This window comes from Pseudomonas sp. PDM18 (genome assembly GCF_014852585.1).
Classification (GTDB): domain Bacteria; phylum Pseudomonadota; class Gammaproteobacteria; order Pseudomonadales; family Pseudomonadaceae; genus Pseudomonas.
In genome coordinates, this window is record NZ_JACVBX010000021.1 from 1 (window position 1) to 18,321 (window position 18,321).

The window sequence follows — 18,321 nt, forward strand, 5'->3', positions numbered from 1 at the left end:
AGTTGCGCGCGGCGCGACCGATGCCGCCGTACACCACCAGCTCCTTGGGGTTCTCGGCAACTTCCGGGTCGAGGTTGTTCATCAGCATGCGCAGCGGCGCTTCGGTCAGCCAGCTCTTGGCGTTCAGGTTGGTGCCGCGCGGGGCGCGGATTTCGGTATCGCGGTAACGTCCGGTGGAGCTCATCGGGTCTTCCTCGTTGCGGGTGGTGGCGCCAGGCAATTGCCGGGGAGCATCCCGGCGTGGCGGAAACGGGTGGCAGAAGACGCCTTGGTCATCTGCTGTCACCTAATATGTATATGGCCTTATATCAACCTGTATATACAAGCTAATGCAAAGTGAGGGCCAGAAGCAGCCACTGCGCCACCTGGGCTGCCAGAGAAATGGAATAAGATCTTTTATTTCAAATAGATAAGAGAACCTCGAATTTTCCGAACGGACGATTCAAGGCCTGCCGTTTGCGAGCGAAGCGGCGGAAGGGAAAGGCAAAAAAGTAACAGCGTGGTGCGCGAAGGTAACAAAGCGGTGCATCCGGAGCGAAAATTCCACTCCGGAGAAGAGGCGAAAAAGGCTACTGCCCGAAGCGACCTTCGAGGCGATAGCGCGCCCCCGGATAGACCAGTCGAGCCGCCCCCACCTGCCCTTTCGCCGACCAGGTACGCCGGCGAATCAGCAGGCAAGCATCGCCACGCTTGATGCGCAGCAGCTTGCAGTCCGCGGCCTCGGCATTGATCGCCTCGACCACATGCTCGCCTTCGGTCAGCGGCGCCAGCTGGATCAGGTAGGCATAGGGCGTGATGCGAGTGAAGTCCTGCTGCAGGTACTCCGGCGCCACCTCGGCATTGACGAAACGCTCCTCCAGCTGCACCGGCACCTCGTTCTCGTAGTGCACCACCACCGAGTGGAAGATGCGGCTGACGTTCTCCAGCTCGAAGGGCATGGCCAGGTTCGCGCCTTCGGCCAGCGGTTCGAGCAGCACCACTTCGCAACGATGCTCGTGGCCGCGCGCGGCGATTTCTTCGGCGATGTTGTGGATCTCGAAGAGCGCAGCGTGGCCCTTCTGCTCCGCCACAAAAGTCCCGACGCCTTGCAGGCGAACCAGCACCCCCTCGATGGTCAGCTCGCGCAAGGCCCGATTGATGGTCATGCGGCTCACCCCCAGCAGGGCGAACAGCTCGCTCTCCGAAGGCAGCTTGGAGTTGGGCTTCCAGACGCCGTTGCGGATCTGCTGCAGGATGATCTCCTTGACCCGCGCATACAGGGGCGCCGGGGTTTCCAGCGCGAAGGCGGCCAGGGAGGAATGATCTTGTGACACGGCAGCTCCTGATTCGGCGGGTAGCGGGCTAGGCGCCAGTTTACTCGCCACCGTGCCTGCCGCCTACGCAACAAACGCCGGGGAAAGCCTGCAGAAATGAGACGCCTGGTTCTGGCTCGCGAACGAGCCGCAGCGGAGCCGGGTGCGCGAGCAAGCTCGCTCCTACGAAAAGCCGCCCTGAACTCAGCGCGGCGCGATATGCGCGACCATCAGTTGCACGGTCTCGTTACCGCGGAACTCGTTGACGTCCAGCTTGTAGGCGACTTCCGCCCAGCGCACGGTGGGGTTCGGCCAGATTTCGCGATCGATGTTGAAGGCGATGGCGTCCAGTTGCAGCGAGCCGCATTCGGTCTTGAGCACCAGCTTCAGGTGGCGCTCGCCGACCACGCGCTGCTGGACGATCTGGAAGATGCCGTGGAACAGCGGCTCGGGGAAATGCTGGCCCCAAGGGCCGGCTTGGCGCAGGGCGCGGGCCAGTTCCAGGTGGAACTCCTCGGCACCCAGCTGGCCGTCGGAGAGCAGGCGGCCGGTGAGGTCTTCTTCATCCAGCTGGCGGCGCACCTCGGCGTCGAAAGCGGCGGCGAAGGCACCGAAGTTTTCCTGCGGCAGCGACAGGCCGGCGGCCATGGCGTGACCGCCGAACTTGCTGATCAGCCCCGAGTGACGGGCGGCCACGGCGTCCAGCGCGTCGCGGATGTGGAAGCCCGGCACCGAACGCGCCGAGCCCTTGAGCGTGCCGTCGCCGGCATCGGCGAAGGCGATGGTCGGGCGGTGGTAACGCTCCTTCAGGCGCGAAGCGAGAATGCCGATCACGCCCTGGTGCCATTCCGGGTCGAACAGGCACAGGCCGAAGGGCATTTCCTCTACCGGCAGTTCCTTGAGCTGGGCCAGCGCCTCGCGCTGCATGCCCTGCTCGATGGCCTTGCGGTCCTGGTTGAGCTGGTCGAGCTGCACCGCCATGTCGCGGGCGACGCTTTCGTCCTCGCAGAGCAGCAGCTCGATCCCCAGGGACATGTCGTCCAGGCGGCCGGCAGCATTCAGGCGCGGGCCGAGGATGAAGCCCAGGTCGGTGGAAGTGATCCGCCGGCAATCGCGCCCGGCGACTTCCAGCAGCGCACGCAGGCCCGGCCGGGCGCGACCGGCGCGGATGCGTGCGAGGCCCTGGTGCACCAGGATGCGGTTGTTGGCGTCCAGCGGCACCACGTCGGCGACGCTGCCCAGGGACACCAGGTCGAGCAGCTCGGCGAGGTTCGGCTCGGCGATGCCACGCGCGGCGAACCAGCCGCGCTCACGCAGGCGGGCGCGCAGGGCGAGCATCACGTAGAAGATCACGCCGACACCGGCCATGGCCTTGCTGGGGAAGTCGCAGCCGGGCTGGTTCGGGTTGACGATGGCGTCGGCGGCGGGCAGTTCCTGCCCCGGCAGGTGGTGGTCGGTGACCAGCACGCGCAGGCCGGCGGCCTTGGCGGCGGCGACGCCGTCGATGCTGGAGATGCCGTTGTCCACGGTGACCAGCAGTTCCGGGCGCTTCTCCAGCGCCACCGCGACAATTTCCGGAGTCAGGCCGTAGCCGTACTCGAAGCGGTTGGGCACCAGGTAATCGACCCAGGCCGCACCGAGCATGCGCAGCGCCAGTACACCGACGCTGCTGGCGGTGGCGCCGTCGGCGTCGAAGTCGCCGACGTAGAGAATCCGCTGGCCCTTCTCCAGCGCATCGACCAGCAGTTCCACCGCCGCGTCCACGCCCTTGAGCTGCTGGTACGGGATCAGCCGCGCCAGCCCCTTGTCCAGCTCGGCGGCGCTCTGCACGCCACGCGCTGCATAGAGACGGGTCAGCAGCGGCGGCAGGTCGCCCAGGTCGGGCAGGGTTGGCGGGAGGGGGCGGGATTCGATGCGCATCAGGGTTCCAACTATTCCTTTTTCGACTCTATCTCGCGCCTTGCGAGCTAGAGCACGGCAAGGCGGAAGTAGGCACGGGCGGCGGAGTTTACTTTAGTAAATGAGCACGCCCGGGCCTACTTCCAACGCAGCCGGGCCGACGCGCAGCTAGCGCGATCAGCGTTCGCCCATCAGCCATTCCACCTGGAGCTCGTGCTGGCCGCGCTCGTCGGTCACGAAGATCGTTCCTTCGCTGATCATCACGGTCCAGTTGATCGAGCGCGGCAGGTCGCGGGAGATTTCCTCCAGCGCCTCCTGGGGCATGGCGACGACGTTGAGGTTCTTCAGGTGGCGCACGCTGTCGAGCACCTTGGTGGTCCATACGCGCAGGTTGCCGTAGGCGACCAGGGTCAGCTTCTCGCAGCGGCGCGAGCACCAGGTCAGGCGGTCGGCGTCGGGCTGGCCGACTTCGATCCAGTGCAGCACGCGGTCGTCCAGGCTCTTTTCCCAGAGCGAGGGCTCTTCCACGTCCGACAGGCCGCGTCCGAAAGCCAGCTGCTCGTTGTACCAGATGACGTAGGCGAGCAGGCGCACCGCCAGGCGCTCCTCGGTTTCCGAGGGGTGGCGGGCGACGGTGAAGCGCAGGGTCTCGTAGACCCCACGATCAAGGTCGGTCAGGCTGATATCGGCTTTGTAGGGCGTGGCGGACAGGGCCATGGGGGTTCCCGGCGAATTTTCGAAGGCGGCAAGTCTACCGCGAAAGCACGGGCGCCGTGGCTTATGTCCGTGGACGCCGGTCGGCTCCCGGCTCCGGTGCGGCCAGTTCAATGCGATTGCGGCCCTTGGCCTTGGCGGCGTAGAGCGCCTGGTCGGCCAGCGACAGCAGGCGTAGCAGGTCATGCCCGGCCTCGCGCGTGGTGGCGATACCGATGCTGACGCTGAGCTGGCCCTCGGCCATGAACGGCAGCTCGGCGAACTCGCGGCGCACCCGCTCGGCGACCTGGCAGGCGCCTTCGGTGTCGGCCGCTACCAGCAGGCAGGCGAATTCTTCCCCGCCGATGCGGGCGAACTGATCGTGCTTGCGCATCCGCGAGGCGGTGATGCGGCTGAACTCCACCAGCACGCGGTCACCGGCCGGATGGCCGAAGGAGTCGTTGAGGCGCTTGAAGTTGTCGAGGTCGCAAAGCAGCAGCGAGGCCTGCTCGCCCCGCTCCTCGCACAGGCGCAGCAGGCGCTCGCCGGTCTCCATGAAGGCACGGCGGTTGCCCACGCCAGTCAGCGGGTCGCTCAGGGCCGCGCTACGGAACTGCAGTTCGGCGCGCTCCTTGACCATCGCCAGGGTGGCGAAAGCGATGCCGATGGCAAACAGCATGGTCTCGAAGACCAGGAAGGTGAAAAAGGTCGAGCCCTGGCCATTGTCCGCCACGCTCTGGAACGGCATGCCGCGGTCCACCACCAGACGTACGCTGTAAACCAACGCGTGGAAGATCAGCAGCACGAGGGTCGGCCGCAGCTCCACCTCCAGCTTGCGACGGCTGCGCCAGAGCTCTGCAATGGACGCCAGGCAATAGACGATGGTGATCGCCGTGCTGACCAGTACGCGGGCAGCAAGAGATTCGTAGAAGGCTGGAACCAGGCAGAGCACCACCCAGAACGCCGCGCCCGAGCCGATCAGAGGCCAGCTCGGCTTGCGTCCGGCGAACACCCGCATGGCGGTCCAGGTCATCGCCGAACTCAGGTGCAGGACGACATTGCCCAGCAGGATCGCCACCCAGTCGATGCCCATGCCACGCAGGGTGGCGAGCAAGGTGCCGACGGCGCCCAGCAGCAGCGCGGCGCTCATGTAGCCCAGGGTGGGGTCGCGGCGGCCGCTGTGCCAGGCGAAAGCCATCAGCACACCGACCAGGGTCAGTACATAGAGGTCGACGACTACCAGCGTCGGCAGGTTCAACGTCATGCAGCCCCCTTTCCACCGGCCTGCGCGCATTCGACGGGGAATGTCTGCAGTCCAACGGGCTGTGTGGAAACGGGCAAACGCATCACGGTGTACCTGTCCGAAAACCGGCGAGCAGGAGTAAGAAACGTCCTTGGATGTCGCTACTCTACGCGCGCCAAAGGTCGGCGCAAAGCGCCGTGGCCGGACGCCTGCCCGGCGGCCTGTTCGAAGTGGCGCACAAGCGTTAGAGTCCGGCGATTCCTCTCTGATCGGACAGACCGATGAACAGCACCGCCAAACCCCTCGCCGGCCTCAAGGTCATCGAACTCGGCACTCTGATCGCCGGCCCCTTCGCCTCGCGACTGTGCGCGGAATTCGGCGCCGAGGTGATCAAGGTCGAGTCGCCCGACGGCGGTGATCCGCTGCGCAAGTGGCGCAAGCTCTACGAAGGAACGTCGCTGTGGTGGTTCGTGCAGGCGCGCAACAAGCGCTCGCTGACCCTGAACCTCAAGCACGAGTCCGGCCGCGAAGTGCTGAAGAAGCTGCTGGCGGAAGCCGACATCCTGATCGAGAACTTCCGCCCCGGCGTGCTGGAGAAGCTCGGCCTGGGCTGGGACGTGATCCACGCGCTGAACCCGAAGCTCGTGATGGTGCGCCTGTCCGGGTTCGGCCAGAGCGGCCCCTACAAGGACCAGCCGGGCTTCGGCGCGGTGGGCGAATCCATGGGCGGGCTGCGTTACATCACCGGCTTCGAGGATCGTCCGCCGGTGCGCACCGGCATCTCCATCGGCGACTCCATCGCCGCGCTGTGGGGCGTGATAGGCGCGCTGATGGCGCTGCGGCACCGCGAGGTGAACGGCGGCGCCGGGCAGGTGGTGGACGTGGCGCTCTACGAGGCGGTGTTCGCCATGATGGAATCCATGGTCCCGGAGTTCGACGTGTTCGGCTTCATCCGCGAACGCACCGGCAACATCATGCCCGGCATCACCCCCTCCTCCGTGCACACCACGGCCGACGGCAAGCATGTGCAGATCGCCGCCAACGGCGATGCCATCTTCCGCCGCTTCATGACTGCCATCGGCCGCCTCGACCTCGCCGACGACCCGACCCTGACCAGCAACGACGGCCGCGATGCGCGCCGCGACGAGCTGTACGGCATCATCGACCGCTGGGCGCGCTCCGAATCGCTGGATACCGTGCTCAAGGTGCTCTCCGAAGCCGAGGTGCCGGCCAGCCGCATCTTCTCCGCCGAGGACATGTTCAGCGACCCGCAATTCCTCGCCCGGGAGATGTTCCTTTCGGCCAAGCTGCCGGACGGCAAGCCCTTCCGCATGCCTGGGATAGTTCCCAAGCTCTCCGACACCCCAGGCAGCGCCGAGTGGATCGGGCCGAAGCTGGGCGAGCATACGGATGAGGTGCTGAGCGGACTGGGTTACGACGCGGCGGCCATCGCGGCGCTGCGCAAGGATGGCGCGGTCTGATCGGTTGCTCTTCTCCTTTGCAGGAGCGAGTTTGCTCGCGAACAATCCAACCGGCGAGCTCCGTGCAATGCGGTTCGCGAGCAAGCTCGCTCCTACAGAAAACTCGGCGGCTCAGCCCGCTTCCTGCTCCGGCTCTTCGGTCTGGGCAATGAACTCCAGCATCTTCTCGCTGCCGTCCAGCAGGTCGGCGTGGATCGCTTCGCGGGCGGCGGCGCCGTTGCGTTCGCGCAGAGCACGTAGGACGTCCCAATGGTGCTCGATGGCCATGCGCTCGTTGAAGTCGGCGTAGGCCTGGGCGATCAGCGGCCCGGTGCGCATCCACAGGCTGTCGAGAAAAGCACGCAGCAGCGGCATGCCGGCTATGTCGGCCAGGGCGAAGTGGAAGGCCTGGTTGAGCTTGAGCGCCAGCACCAGGTCATCCGCGTGGATCGCGTCGAGGTTCTCGCGGATGTTGGCTTCCAGCTCGTCCAACTGAACGTCGCTCGCGCGCTCGGCAGCGGTCTCGGCGGCGAGGCCTTCGAGCACCACGCGGATGCTGCGGATTTCCAGGTACTGCTCGCGGGTGAGCAGCGGCACGCGGATGTCGCGCGGGGTCTTCAGTACCAGCGCCTGCTCCTTGGCCAGCTGCAGGATGGCGTCGCGCACCGGGGTGACGCTGGTGCCCAGTTGCTGGGCCAGGTCACGGATGCGCAGGCGGTCATCCGGCTTGAAGCGACCGGTGATCAAAGCCTCGCGCAGCAGCGCGTAGACGCCGCTGCCGAGATAGGAGTGATTCAGGCCTTCGATCGGGTAGTTCATCGCTTTCTCATCGAGTGCGGCGGCATTTGCGGCGCGCATGATGCGGATTGAGCGCACCGGATGCCAGCAGGATCACACATGCTGGCCGCCGTTGACGTGGATTTCCGCGCCATTCACGTAGGACGCGCCGCTGGTGCAGAGGAAGTGGATCAGCGAGGCGACCTCCTCCGGCTTGCCCAGCCGGTGCATGGGAATGTCGCGCTCGACGATCAGTTCGGTGCCTGACGACAGGATGGCTGTGTCGATCTCCCCCGGCGCGATGGCGTTGACGCGCACGCCGTGCGGGCCGAAGTCGTGAGCCATCTCGCGGGTCAGCGCCGCCAGCGCTGCCTTCGAGCAGGCGTAGGCGGCACCGGCGAACGGATGCACGCGGGAACCGGCGATGGAGGTGACGTTGATCACCGAGCCCTTGGCCGCCTTCAGCTCGTCGAACAGCCCGCGCGCCAGCAGCGCCGTGGAGAACAGGTTGACGTTGAACACCTTGAGCCAGGTGGCGTAGTCGCTGCCCAGCACGCCCAGGCGCTCGCCTTCCGGGCCCTTGGGCGAGATGCCGGCGTTGTTCACCAGCGCATGCAGGCTGCCACCCAGTTTCTCGCGGATCATCGGCAGGCTGGCCTGGACGCTGTCGATGTCCTCCAGGTCCAGGTGGATATGGTTGATCAGCCCTTCGGCCCAGGGGCATTCGGCGCTCCAGTCCTGGCGCGAGGCGGTGAACACGCGCCAGCCGGCGGCGTTGAAATGCTTCACCGTGGCATGGCCGATGCCGCGACTGGCGCCGGTGAGCAGCAGGGTGCGGGTCTGGTTCATGGTGCTTCCCTCTCAAGTCTGAGCCGCTGTCTGCGCCACCCATCGGGGCGCGCGATCTGTGAACATCCGTGAAGCGATGTCGCCAATAAAAACATGATGCATCATGTTTTGGAAGGTGTTTTAATCGGCTCAGCTTGGTCCTACAACGAGCTATCCGAACAACAACAAGAAACGGAGCACATTCCCATGATCGACCTCACCCGTTCCGCCCGTTCTTCTCCCTGATGTCCGAGGGCGTATCAGCCGGCCTTTCAGCTCGGGCTGGCGCAGCGCCCCACTCTTGAAGCTGCCCTCTTATTCATGGGCCGAATTGGCCCGCTCAGGAGTCATCGCATGTTCAAGAAAGCCATAGCACTGATGATGCTGGCCGGCGGCGCCGCCCAGCTGCATGCCGAAACACTCACCGTGGTGTCCTTCGGTGGAGACAACAAGGTGGCCCAGGAAAAGGCCTTCTACAAACCCTTCGAGCAGCAGGCCAAGGTCACCGTCCAGGGCGCCGAGTACAACGGCGAGATGGCCAAGATCAAGGTTATGGCCGACACCGGCAAGACCAGCTGGGACGTGGTCGAGGTGGAATCCCCGGAACTGATGCGCGGTTGCAGCGAAGGCCTGTTCGAGCAGCTCGACTGGTCGAAGCTGGGCAAGCGCGAGGACTTCCTCGACGCCGCCGTGAGCGACTGCGGCGTGGGCATCTTCATCTGGTCCACGGTCCTCACCTACGACGCCAAGAAACTCGCCAGCGCGCCCACCGGCTGGGCCGATTTCTGGGACGTGAAGAAGTATCCGGGCAAGCGCGGCCTGCGTCGCGGCGCCAAGTTCACCCTGGAGTTCGCCCTGGAAGCCGACGGCGTCAAGCAGGCCGACCTGTACAAGGTGCTGGGCACCAAGGAAGGCGTGGACCGCGCGTTCAAGAAGCTCGACGAGATCAAGCCGTACATCCAGTGGTGGGAAGCCGGTGCGCAACCGCTGCAGTGGCTGGCCGCCGGTGACGTCGTGATGACCAGCGCCTACAACGGCCGCGTTGCCACCGCGCAGAAGGAAGGCCGCGACTTCGCCATCCAGTGGAACGGCAGCATCTACGACCTGGACCACTGGGCCATCGTCAAGGGCAGCCCGAAGAAGGAGCTCTCCGAGCAGTTCATCGCGCTGGCCAACAAGCCCGAGCACCAGAAGGTCTTCGCCGAGAACATTCCCTACGGCCCGACCAACAAGAACACCATTCCGCTGATCGATGCGGCCATTGCGCCGAAGCTGCCGACCGCGCCGCAGAACCTGGAGAACGCGCGCGCCATGGACACCGAGTTCTGGATCGACCACGGCGAGGAGCTGGAAACACGCTTCAACGCCTGGGCGAGCAAGTAAGCCCCACGCGCCTGCTCGGCCCAGCGCCGGGCGGGCGCCACCGCTCCATGGCATGACCGTTGTCCCGCTGAACCTTGTTACACCCGCTGAACCCTGCTGGAGATGTACCTGTGCCCCTCAATACCGCTCCCGTCCACGACCACCTGCTGGAAGCGGCCCCCGCCCAGGTGAGCGACGCACAGGCCGCTGCCATCGCCGAGGAATACTTCGGCCAGCACGGCACGCTGCACCGCCTTGCTGGCGAGCGCGACCTGAACTTCCACATCGCCCACGGCCATGGTGACGACCGCCTGCTGAAGCTCTCCCACCCGCTGGAAGACCCGCAGGTCGTGGATTTCCAGACCCGCGCCCTGCTGCGAGTCGAGGCCGAGGATCCGTCCCTGGCGGTGCAGCGCGTCTACCCCTCGCTCAATGGCGAGCACCAGATTCCCATCGAAGTCGACGGCCAGCCGATGATTGCCCGGCTGTTCTCCTTCGTCGACGGCGTCCCCCTGCACCGCTTCCCGCAACGCAGCCGTGCCCTGCGCGAGAACCTGGGCGACGACCTGGCCCGCCTGGGCCTGGCGCTCAAGGGTTTCGAGCACCCGGCCACCGTCGGTCACGAACTGCTCTGGGACCTCAAGCACGCGTCGCGCCTGCGCAATCTGCTGACCTACATCGAGGACCGCGAACAGCGCGCCCTGGTCGAGCGCTTCCTCGACAACTTCGAGCGCCACGCCCTGCCGCGGCAGGCCACGCTGCGCGCCCAGGTCATCCATAACGACCTGAACCCGCACAACGTTATCGTCGATGCGCAGCACCCGGACCAGGTGCGTAACATCCTCGACTTCGGCGACATGGTCCACGCCCCTCTGATCAACGACCTCGGCGTCGCCGCCGCCTACCAGGTGGGCGAGCCGGACGTACCGCTGGCCACCGCTTGCGAGATGATCGCCGCCTACCATCGCCGCTGCCCGCTGCTGGCCGAGGAACAGGAAATCCTCCCCGACCTGATCGCCACGCGGCTGATCATGACCCTGAGCATCACCGCCTGGCGCGCCAGCCTGCACCCCGAGAACCGCGACTACATCCTGCGCAATACCCGCCACGCCTGGCAGAGCCTGCAAGGCCTGGCCGGCCTCAGCCGGGAACAGGCGCAGGAACAGATCGCCGCTGCCTGTGCCCATCAAGAGGAACCCCGCCCATGACCATGCCCAACGGATTCAGCGCCGCCGACGCCGAGCGCCTGAGCGAACAGGAGCGCCGCCTGATCGAACGCCGCGCGCGCCTGCTCGGCCCGGCCTATCGGCTGTTCTACGAGCGCCCGCTGCACACCGTGCGCGGCGAAGGCGTGTGGCTCTACGACAATCAGGGCAACCGCTACCTCGACGCCTACAACAACGTTGCCTCCATCGGTCACTGCCATCCGCGCGTGGTGCAAGCCATCGCCAGCCAGGCGGCAGTGCTGAACACCCACACGCGCTACCTGCAGGAAGGCATCCTCGACTACGCCGAAGACCTGCTCGCCACCTTCCCCGATGGCCTGGACCAGGTGATGTTCACCTGCACCGGCAGCGAGGCGAACGACCTCGCCCTGCGCATCGCCCGCCAGTACACCGGCGGCACCGGAGTGATCATCACCCGCTTCGCCTACCACGGCGTCACCGGCAGCATTTCCGAGCTGTCGCCGTCCCTCGGCGCCGGCATCACCCTCCCCGCCCACGCGCGCACCGTGATTGCGCCAGACGCCTACCGGCTGGGTGCGGAGAACGTCCGCAAGCTATTCGCCGCCGACGTGCGCGCCGCCATCGCCGACATGCGCGCCCACGGCATCAAACCCGCTGCGCTGCTGCTCGATGGCATCTTCGCCAGCGACGGCGTCCTGGCCGGCCCGGCCGGCTTCCTCGCCGAAGCCGTGAAAGTCGCCCAGGACGAGGGCCTGCTGTACATCGCCGACGAAGTGCAGAGCGGCTTCGCCCGCACCGGCGACGCCATGTGGGGCTTCCAGCGCCACGGCGTTAAGCCGGACCTGGTCACCCTCGGCAAACCCATGGGCAACGGCCAGCCCATAGCCGGTGTGGTGGTGCGCCCGGAAATCCTCGAAAGCTTCGGTCGCGAGGTGCGCTACTTCAATACCTTCGGCGGCAACCCGGTGTCCTGCGCGGCGGCCCAGGCAGTGCTCGACGTGATCCGCGACGAAAAACTGCAGGAGCGCTCCCAGCGCATCGGCGCCTTCCTCGTCGACGGCATCCGCCAGTTGGCCGAGCGCCATGAACTGATCGGCGACGTGCGCGGCGCGGGCCTGTTCCTCGGCGTCGAACTCGTCACCGACCGCGCGTCAAAGTCTCCCGCCGCCAACCAGACCCGCCAGGTGGTCAACGGCATGCGCGAGCGCGGCGTGCTGATCAGCGCCGCCGGGCCCCTGGAGAACATCCTGAAGATCCGTCCGCTGCTGGCCTTCGAGCAGGAACATGCCGAGTTGTTCATCGATTGCCTGGACAAGTCGCTGAAGGACGTTACTACCTGACGCTTTCATCCTTCAGGAACGACGCGGGCCGCGATGAACACTCATCGCGGCCCGTTGCATTTCGGCTGGCAGAAGGGTCAGAAGCGTACGCCGACATTCACCATCGCGGCAGCATTACCCAGCACCACGAACTCGGCGCCGACCGGCCCGTAGTGCGCGCCGACCGAGGGAATGATCGCCGGCGCCACGCCCAGGTGATTGAGCGGGATCTTGTCGCGGTACTCGCCGCGATAGCCCTGCAGCGCACCGCCGGTAACCTTGGCGTAGAAAGGCGTGCCTTCCCAGTCGAAACGCTTGCCGGCGTAGACATAGTTGGAACGCTGGCTGAAGGAGTTCTTGAAGGTCGCACCGCCCCAGACCAGGCCATCGGCGCGGTTGCGCTCCAGGCCTATCAGCTCCTGGTGATTGTTGTGGTCCGGGTCGTGGTTCCAGTGGGTGGTGTAGACGCTGGTCTGCAGGTACCAAAAGCCCCCATCGTCGGCCATGGCGATGCCACAGCCGAGCAGGGCCAGCGCGGCGATCAACAGGCGGCGCATGGGGCGTCCTCCGCTCAGAGAGTGACGCGACTGGCGCCGTTGACGGTCATGATGCGCACGCGATCACCGATGCGGAACTGCTGGTTCGCGTCCACCGCCTGGACGTAGGCGCGGGTGCCGCCGTCATCCTCGCGGACCACGATTTCCACGCCCTGGGTGCGGGTGATGCCCTCTTCCACCGCCGAGCCCGCCGCGCCGCCCGCGACGCCGCCGAGAATGGTGGTGATGGCCTTGCCGCGACCGCCGCCGATGGAGTTGCCGGCAATGCCGCCAACTGCTGCGCCGGCCAGGGTGCCGATGGGCGTCTTGGTACCTTCGATCTGTACCGGGCGCAGCGATTCGATGGTGCCCATGCGCACGTTCTGCACGGCGCGGGCGTCAGCACGGGAATAGGAAGAACCCGACAGGTTGGAAGCGCAGCCGCTCAGCAGAGCGGCGCTGGCAAACAGGGCAGTCAGAAGCAGAGTGGGACGGTTCATGATGTTGACCTCGGAAGGCTCTCAAAAGTGATGGTGAAAGCCTAACGATCGGTCCCTGAACTCCTCCTGAACCCTCTCTGAACCAATGCTGAACGAAGCTGAACGACTGAATGATTTTACTGACAGCTGTCAGCCTTCCAGCGCGACCAGTTGCATCCGGCTGCGCTCGAACCAGCGCAGCAGGTAGTCCGCCAGCAGCTGCGTGCGGCGCGGCAGGCGGCTCTGGTAGGCGTGGATGAGGAACACCGGCTGGGTCCGAGTCTGGTAGTCGCGCAGCAGCCAGACGAGACTGCCTTCAGCCAATTCCTGCTGAATCATGTAGGAGGGCAGCCGGCTGATCCCCGCGCCCGCCAGCGCCGCCTTCTTCAGCAGGGTGTAGTGGTTGCTCGCCAGCAGGCCGCTCACCGTCACCCGAAACAGTTCGTGGTGGCGCTGGTAGAGCCAGACGTCGCTGTCCTGATAATGGGTGTTCTGCAGGCAGGAATGCCCGGCCAGCTCCGCCGGCGCTTCCGGCACGCCGTGCTCGACCAGGTAGTCCGGCGTGGCACAGGTCAGCTCCTGCACGGCGAACAGCGGCCGCGCCACCAGGCGCTCGTCCACCGCCAGGCTGCCGGAACGGATCGCCAGGTCGAAGCCGTCGGCCACAAGGTCGCGGCGTTCGTTGGACAGGTCCAGCTCCAGGCGGATGTCCGGGTACTGGCGGGAAAACTCCATCAGCCAGGCATCGAAGAAGGTCTCGCCCAAGGACACCGGCACGCTCAGCCGCACCTTACCCTGCGCCTCCTCCTGCAACGCCAGCACCGCCTGCCGTGCCCGCGCAGCCTGGGCATTGAGCGCCTGGGCCTCGGGCAACAGCGCGGCGCCTGCGGCAGTCAGGGACAGGCGCCGCGTCGTGCGGTGCACCAGGGTCGCACCCAACGCCTGCTCCAGCGCGGAAATCCGCTTGGACAGCTGGCCCTTGCTGCAGCCGAGCCTCTCCGCCGCGCGGGTGAAGCTGCCGCATTCGAGCAGCACGGCGAAGGCGGAAAGGTCTTCCAGGTCGCTGGCGATTGTTTCCATATGAAAACCAAAGGTTATCGATTGGCTGGATTATAAAAACAGAAGACCACTCTAGACTGAATTCACTTTCAGCCAAACCTCACACTGGAGTGCCTCATGAAAATCATCCTGATCGGTGCCAGCGGCACCCTCGGCCAGGCCGTCGCCAACGAACTGGGCCCGCGCCACGAGATCATCCGCGTCGGCCGCAACAGCGGCGACTATCGCGTGGACATCACCGAAAGCGCCTCGATTCGCACACTGTTCGAACAGGTCGGCGGCTTCGATGCGCTGATCAGCGCCGCCGGCAAGGTGCACTTCGGCGCACTGTCTGAAATGGGCGAGGCGGAAATGGCGGTCGGCCTGAAGGACAAGCTGATGGGCCAGGTGAACCTGGTACTGATCGGCAGCCAGTACGCCAACGACGGCGCCTCCTTCACCCTCACCACCGGCATCCTCAGCGAACAGCCCATCGTGCTGGGCAGCTCGGCCAGTCTGGTCAACGGCGCGGTGGAAGGCTTCGTGCGCAGCGCCGCCCTGGAACTGCCGCGCGGCCAGCGGATCAACGCGGTGAGCCCGAACGTGCTGGTGGAATCGATGGAGGGCTACGCGCCATTCTTCCGCGGCTTCAAGCCGGTGCCGGCCGCCGACGCCGCGCTGGGCTTTGCCCGTAGCGTAGAGGGCAAGCAGAGCGGGCAGGTGTACAAGATCTGGTAACAGAACGTCCTCGTAGGGCGCATAACCTGGAACAGGTGATCCGCTAACCCCATCGCGGCGGATAACGCTGGCGCGTTATTCGCCCTACGATGCTGGTGACGTTTCGGCCCCCTTCCTTGCTCGCGAACAGTCCCCTACTCGGTCTTGCCGGCATAACACACCGGCGAACTCCCCTCGCCCTGCTTCTCCAGCTCATCCTCGAGAAACTCAGCCAGCACGCGGGCGTTGTTGTGCTTCTCGTCCTTAGCCGCATAGAGCAGCGTCAGCGGGCCCTTGCGTGCCAGGTCCAGCAGGCCCATCCAGTGTTCCGGATGGGCATTCAGCTCGCGGTGGTAAGCCTTGCGGAAATCCTCGAACAAGCTCGGATCGTGGTGGAAGCGCTGGCGCAGTTCGTTGGACGGCGACGCCTCCTTGGCCCACTGCTCCATGTGCAGGTCTTCCTTGCGAATGCCCCGTGGCCACAGGCGGTCCACCAGCACCCTCGGGCCGTCTTCCTGCGCCGCCGGCTCGTAGGCGCGCTTGCAACGAATCATCCGAAATCCTCCATGTCAGCTTGAGGTGGCCGGCTTCGCTGGGTAACGTGGGCGCACTTTCGAGGGAGCCCGTTCCATGCGATCCAGCCGTTTCATTCTGTTCAGCCTGCTGCCCCTGTTCGCCGCCTGCCAGGTGTGGACGCCGAACAAGACCGATATTAACGCCTCCACCCGACTGCAGGGCGAGCTGACCCGCCAGGACGGCAAGCTGGTGTTCCGCAGTTGCACCGAGCAACGCCTATTCAGCATCGAGGACACCGGCAACACCGGCCTGCCTCGCGACGCGCTGGAGATGTTCAATGACGGCGCCAGCTCGCTGTACGCCGACCTGCGCGGCAGCTTCAGCGGCAGCAGCGCCCAGGGCACCGACGGCAAGCTGGAAGTGGCCAAGGTCTATCGCCTGCAGAACGAGGGTTCCGGCTGCGACGACCCGAACTTCAAGCGCGCAGTCGTCCGCGCCCACGGCAACGAGCCGGGCTGGAGCGTGCTGGTGAACAGCCAGGGCATGCTGATCGAGCAGCCGGGCAAGGAATCGCTGGCGCTGCCGTACATCGCCGAAGGCGTGCCCGACGGCAGCACCAGTTATTCCAGCGAGGCCAACGGCGAGAAGGTCGAGTTATGGGTCGCTCCGGCACGCTGCCAGGACAGCATGAGCGGCGCGCTGAGCAACCTGTCCGCCGAGCTGCGCCTGGACAACAAGGTGATGCGCGGCTGCGCCTATCCGGGCGGCTCCAGCGGCGACTGATCACCGCCGGTGAAGCTCAGGCCGTAGGTCGCATAACCTGGAACAGGTTATCCGCCGGTTTCCCGCGGCGGATAACGCTGACGCGTTATTCGCCCTACGGGCCCGCTTTAAACCAACAACCCCGCCGCCACCAGCCGCGCCTTCAGCACGGCGAATTCCCCGTCGTATTCCCAGTACGCCAGCCGGCCATCGCTGGCGGTCACCAGCACGTACTTCTCGCTGATCGACTGGATGCGCTCGATGCGCACCAGCTTCTCGACGAAGTCCGGGTCCGCGACCTGCTCGATCACTTCGCGGTTCTGCTCGTCGTAGCCGTGCATGATGAATGCTGCGCGTACCCTCAGGCTGATGAAGCTCATGCGGTGAGTCCTTCTCAAATGGCGGCGTCGGCCGCGTGCAGGGCATGCAGTGCAGTGGTGTCGAACAGCGGCACCGAGGCATCCGCCGGGCCGACCAGCAGGGAAATCTCCGTGCAACCGAGAATGACCGCTTCGGCGCCCTGCTCCGCCAGCGCAGCGATGATGCGCCGGTACTCTTCCCGCGATTCGTCGCGAATCCGCCCCAGGCACAGCTCCTCGTAGATGATCCGATGCACCACCTGGCGGTCGGCTTCGCTCGGCGTCAGAACCTTCAGCCCGAACCTGTCCACCAGGCGATCCTTGTAGAACGCCTGCTCCATGGTAAAGCGCGTGCCCAGCAGCCCGACCGTTGCAACACCCGCCGCACGGATCGCCTGGGCGGTCGGGTCGGCGATGTGCAGCAGCGGGATATCCACCGCCGCCTCGATGGCCGGCGCCACCTTGTGCATGGTGTTGGTACAGAGCACGAGGAAGTCCGCGCCTGCCGCCTTCAGCGAACGGGCGGCGTCAGCCAGCACACGGCCGGCGGCGTCCCAGTCGCCGGCATGCTGCAGGCGCTCGATCTCGTGGAAGTCCACGCTGTACAGCGCGACCTTCGCCGAGTGCAAGCCGCCCAGGCGTTCCTTGATGCGTTCGTTGATCTGCCGGTAGTAGGGAATGGTCGATTCCCAGCTCATGCCGCCGATCAGGCCGATGGTTTTCATGCGAGTCTCCATGGGGTCAGTCCAGCCCGATGCAGGGCAGCTCGCCGGGCAGCGCCACGCCCTGCTCGGCGCACTGGCGCACGGCCTCGATCAGCGGGTCGAGGTCGAAGCCCTGGGAAATCAGCCACAGCGGGTTGTAGTAGGTGGTCTCGTAGCGTTCGCCGCCGTCGCAGAGGATCGCCACCACCGAGCCGCTCTCGCGCCGCGCCACCATCTGCCGCGCCACCAGCAGCGCGCCGATCAGGTTGGTGCCGCTGGAGCCGCCAACACGCCGGCCCAGGCGCTGCGCCAGGTAGTGCATGGCCGCCAGCGACAGGTCGTCCGGGACCTTGCAGCAGGCGTCGAGCACATTGGGCAGGAAGGAGGCCTCGACGCGCGGACGACCGATGCCTTCGATGCGCGAGCCGTAGCTCAGGGTCAGGTCGCGGTCGCCAGTCTTGTAGGAGTCGAAGAACACCGAGCGCTCGGCGTCAGCGCAGAGCACGCGGGTGTCATGCCGGCGGTAGCGGGCGAAGCGTCCCAGGGTTGCCAGGGTGCCGCCGGTGCCAGGGCTGGAGACCAGCCAGGCCGGCTCGGGAAAGCGCTCGTGGCGCATCTGCTGGAAGATCGATTCGGCGATGTTGTTATTCGCCCGCCAATCGGTGGCGCGCTCGGCGAAGGTGAACTGGTCCATGAAGTGGCCACCGGTTTCCTTCGCCAGGCGCTCGGACTCGGCGTAGATCTGCGTCGGGTCATCGACCTGGTGCGCCTGGCCGCCGTAGAAGGCGATCTGCGCGATCTTCTCCTTCGAGGTGCTTGCCGGTACCACGGCAATGAACGGCAGGCCAAGCAGTCGCGCGAAATACGCCTCGGAGATCGCCGTCGAGCCGCTGGACGCCTCGATCACCGGCGCGCCCGGCTTAAGCCAGCCGTTGCACAGCGCGTAGAGGAACAGTGAGCGCGCCAGCCGGTGCTTGAGGCTGCCGGTGGGGTGGCTCGACTCGTCCTTGAAGTACAGGTCCACGCCGGGCAGGCCGGGCATCTCCAGAGGGATCAAGTGGGTATCGGCGCTGCGCTGGAAATCCGCTTCGATGATGCGGATCGCCTCACGGGTCCAGTTGCGTTCCTGGGTGGCCATCGTGTCGTTCTC

Annotated in this window: 19 protein-coding genes and 1 pseudogene; 6 read left to right on the plus strand and 14 right to left on the minus strand. The window is 65.9% G+C overall.

The features are described 5' to 3' along the window. The 5 genes and pseudogenes from IB274_RS27990 to IB274_RS28010 form a co-directional block, all read right to left on the minus strand. Positions 1-184: pseudogene (locus IB274_RS27990) on the minus strand (urocanate hydratase); the annotation flags it as partial. 385 nt (positions 185-569) lie between these two features. Then, positions 570-1,313: a histidine utilization repressor gene (gene hutC / locus IB274_RS27995; protein ID WP_192436054.1), complete on the minus strand. Its 744-nt coding sequence runs from the start codon at positions 1,311-1,313 to the stop codon at positions 570-572. Between the two features lie 183 nt (positions 1,314-1,496). Further along, positions 1,497-3,212, minus strand: coding sequence for a single-stranded-DNA-specific exonuclease RecJ (recJ, locus tag IB274_RS28000; protein WP_192436055.1), 1,716 nt, complete (start codon positions 3,210-3,212; stop codon positions 1,497-1,499). A 156-nt stretch (positions 3,213-3,368) separates the two neighbouring features. After that, on the minus strand, positions 3,369-3,908 hold the full coding sequence (locus IB274_RS28005; protein WP_045209899.1) for a YaeQ family protein: 540 nt from the start codon (positions 3,906-3,908) through the stop codon (positions 3,369-3,371). A gap of 61 nt (positions 3,909-3,969) precedes the next feature. Then, positions 3,970-5,148, minus strand: a complete 1,179-nt coding sequence (locus IB274_RS28010; RefSeq protein ID WP_192436056.1) for a GGDEF domain-containing protein — start codon at positions 5,146-5,148, stop codon at positions 3,970-3,972. A gap of 260 nt (positions 5,149-5,408) precedes the next feature. Here IB274_RS28010 and IB274_RS28015 point away from each other — a divergent pair, with 260 nt between their 5' ends. Continuing rightward, positions 5,409-6,608 (plus strand): CaiB/BaiF CoA transferase family protein, encoded by a 1,200-nt coding sequence (locus IB274_RS28015; RefSeq protein WP_192436057.1) that lies wholly within the window; start codon positions 5,409-5,411, stop codon positions 6,606-6,608. Between the two features lie 111 nt (positions 6,609-6,719). Here the strand turns inward: IB274_RS28015 and IB274_RS28020 are convergent, their stop codons facing one another. Then, positions 6,720-7,406 (minus strand): GntR family transcriptional regulator, encoded by a 687-nt coding sequence (locus tag IB274_RS28020; protein WP_192436058.1) that lies wholly within the window; start codon positions 7,404-7,406, stop codon positions 6,720-6,722. Positions 7,407-7,478: 72 nt separating this feature from the next. Then, positions 7,479-8,213, minus strand: a complete 735-nt coding sequence (locus IB274_RS28025) for an SDR family NAD(P)-dependent oxidoreductase (RefSeq protein ID WP_024765199.1) — start codon at positions 8,211-8,213, stop codon at positions 7,479-7,481. A 333-nt stretch (positions 8,214-8,546) separates the two neighbouring features. Here IB274_RS28025 and IB274_RS28030 point away from each other — a divergent pair, with 333 nt between their 5' ends. The 3 genes from IB274_RS28030 to IB274_RS28040 all read left to right on the plus strand — a co-directional run bounded on the left by IB274_RS28030 (position 8,547) and on the right by IB274_RS28040 (position 12,081). Further along, entirely contained in the window at positions 8,547-9,575 is a 1,029-nt protein-coding gene (locus tag IB274_RS28030; RefSeq protein WP_192436059.1) for an ABC transporter substrate-binding protein, read from the plus strand. Positions 9,576-9,685: 110 nt separating this feature from the next. Continuing rightward, positions 9,686-10,762 carry a phosphotransferase gene (locus IB274_RS28035; protein WP_192436060.1) on the plus strand — a complete coding sequence of 359 codons (1,077 nt, stop codon included), beginning with the start codon at positions 9,686-9,688 and terminating at the stop codon, positions 10,760-10,762. Then, the gene (locus IB274_RS28040; protein ID WP_192436061.1) at positions 10,759-12,081 is read left to right on the plus strand and encodes an aspartate aminotransferase family protein; all 1,323 of its coding nucleotides are present in this window, start codon (positions 10,759-10,761) and stop codon (positions 12,079-12,081) included. Before IB274_RS28035 ends, IB274_RS28040 begins: the two co-directional genes overlap by 4 nt. A gap of 77 nt (positions 12,082-12,158) precedes the next feature. Here IB274_RS28040 and IB274_RS28045 read toward each other — a convergent pair whose 3' ends face one another. From IB274_RS28045 to IB274_RS28055, 3 genes are all read right to left on the minus strand, one after another. Continuing rightward, complete coding sequence (locus IB274_RS28045; RefSeq protein ID WP_192436062.1) at positions 12,159-12,617, minus strand: sn-glycerol-3-phosphate transporter; 459 nt, start codon at positions 12,615-12,617, stop codon at positions 12,159-12,161. 14 nt (positions 12,618-12,631) lie between these two features. Further along, the gene (locus IB274_RS28050) at positions 12,632-13,096 is read right to left on the minus strand and encodes a glycine zipper 2TM domain-containing protein (RefSeq protein WP_081517759.1); all 465 of its coding nucleotides are present in this window, start codon (positions 13,094-13,096) and stop codon (positions 12,632-12,634) included. Positions 13,097-13,225: 129 nt separating this feature from the next. Continuing rightward, on the minus strand, positions 13,226-14,155 hold the full coding sequence (locus IB274_RS28055) for a LysR family transcriptional regulator (RefSeq protein ID WP_192436063.1): 930 nt from the start codon (positions 14,153-14,155) through the stop codon (positions 13,226-13,228). Between the two features lie 96 nt (positions 14,156-14,251). On the opposite strand from IB274_RS28055, the gene IB274_RS28060 reads away from it, so the two are divergent. Continuing rightward, complete coding sequence (locus tag IB274_RS28060) at positions 14,252-14,851, plus strand: short chain dehydrogenase (protein ID WP_192436064.1); 600 nt, start codon at positions 14,252-14,254, stop codon at positions 14,849-14,851. Between the two features lie 134 nt (positions 14,852-14,985). On the opposite strand, the gene IB274_RS28065 is transcribed toward IB274_RS28060, so the two are convergent. Next, the gene (locus tag IB274_RS28065) at positions 14,986-15,384 is read right to left on the minus strand and encodes a DUF488 domain-containing protein (protein ID WP_192436065.1); all 399 of its coding nucleotides are present in this window, start codon (positions 15,382-15,384) and stop codon (positions 14,986-14,988) included. 76 nt (positions 15,385-15,460) lie between these two features. Here IB274_RS28065 and IB274_RS28070 point away from each other — a divergent pair, with 76 nt between their 5' ends. After that, positions 15,461-16,129 carry a COG3650 family protein gene (locus IB274_RS28070; RefSeq protein WP_192436066.1) on the plus strand — a complete coding sequence of 223 codons (669 nt, stop codon included), beginning with the start codon at positions 15,461-15,463 and terminating at the stop codon, positions 16,127-16,129. A 107-nt stretch (positions 16,130-16,236) separates the two neighbouring features. Here IB274_RS28070 and IB274_RS28075 read toward each other — a convergent pair whose 3' ends face one another. Genes IB274_RS28075 through IB274_RS28085 form a run of 3 tightly spaced genes read right to left on the minus strand, consistent with a single transcriptional unit; the run spans position 16,237 to position 18,309 of the window. After that, positions 16,237-16,488, minus strand: coding sequence for a hypothetical protein (locus tag IB274_RS28075; RefSeq protein WP_081517755.1), 252 nt, complete (start codon positions 16,486-16,488; stop codon positions 16,237-16,239). 14 nt (positions 16,489-16,502) lie between these two features. Continuing rightward, positions 16,503-17,192: an aspartate/glutamate racemase family protein gene (locus IB274_RS28080; protein ID WP_192436067.1), complete on the minus strand. Its 690-nt coding sequence runs from the start codon at positions 17,190-17,192 to the stop codon at positions 16,503-16,505. A gap of 16 nt (positions 17,193-17,208) precedes the next feature. Then, entirely contained in the window at positions 17,209-18,309 is a 1,101-nt protein-coding gene (locus IB274_RS28085) for a PLP-dependent cysteine synthase family protein (protein ID WP_192436068.1), read from the minus strand. Positions 18,310-18,321: the final 12 nt, after the last annotated feature.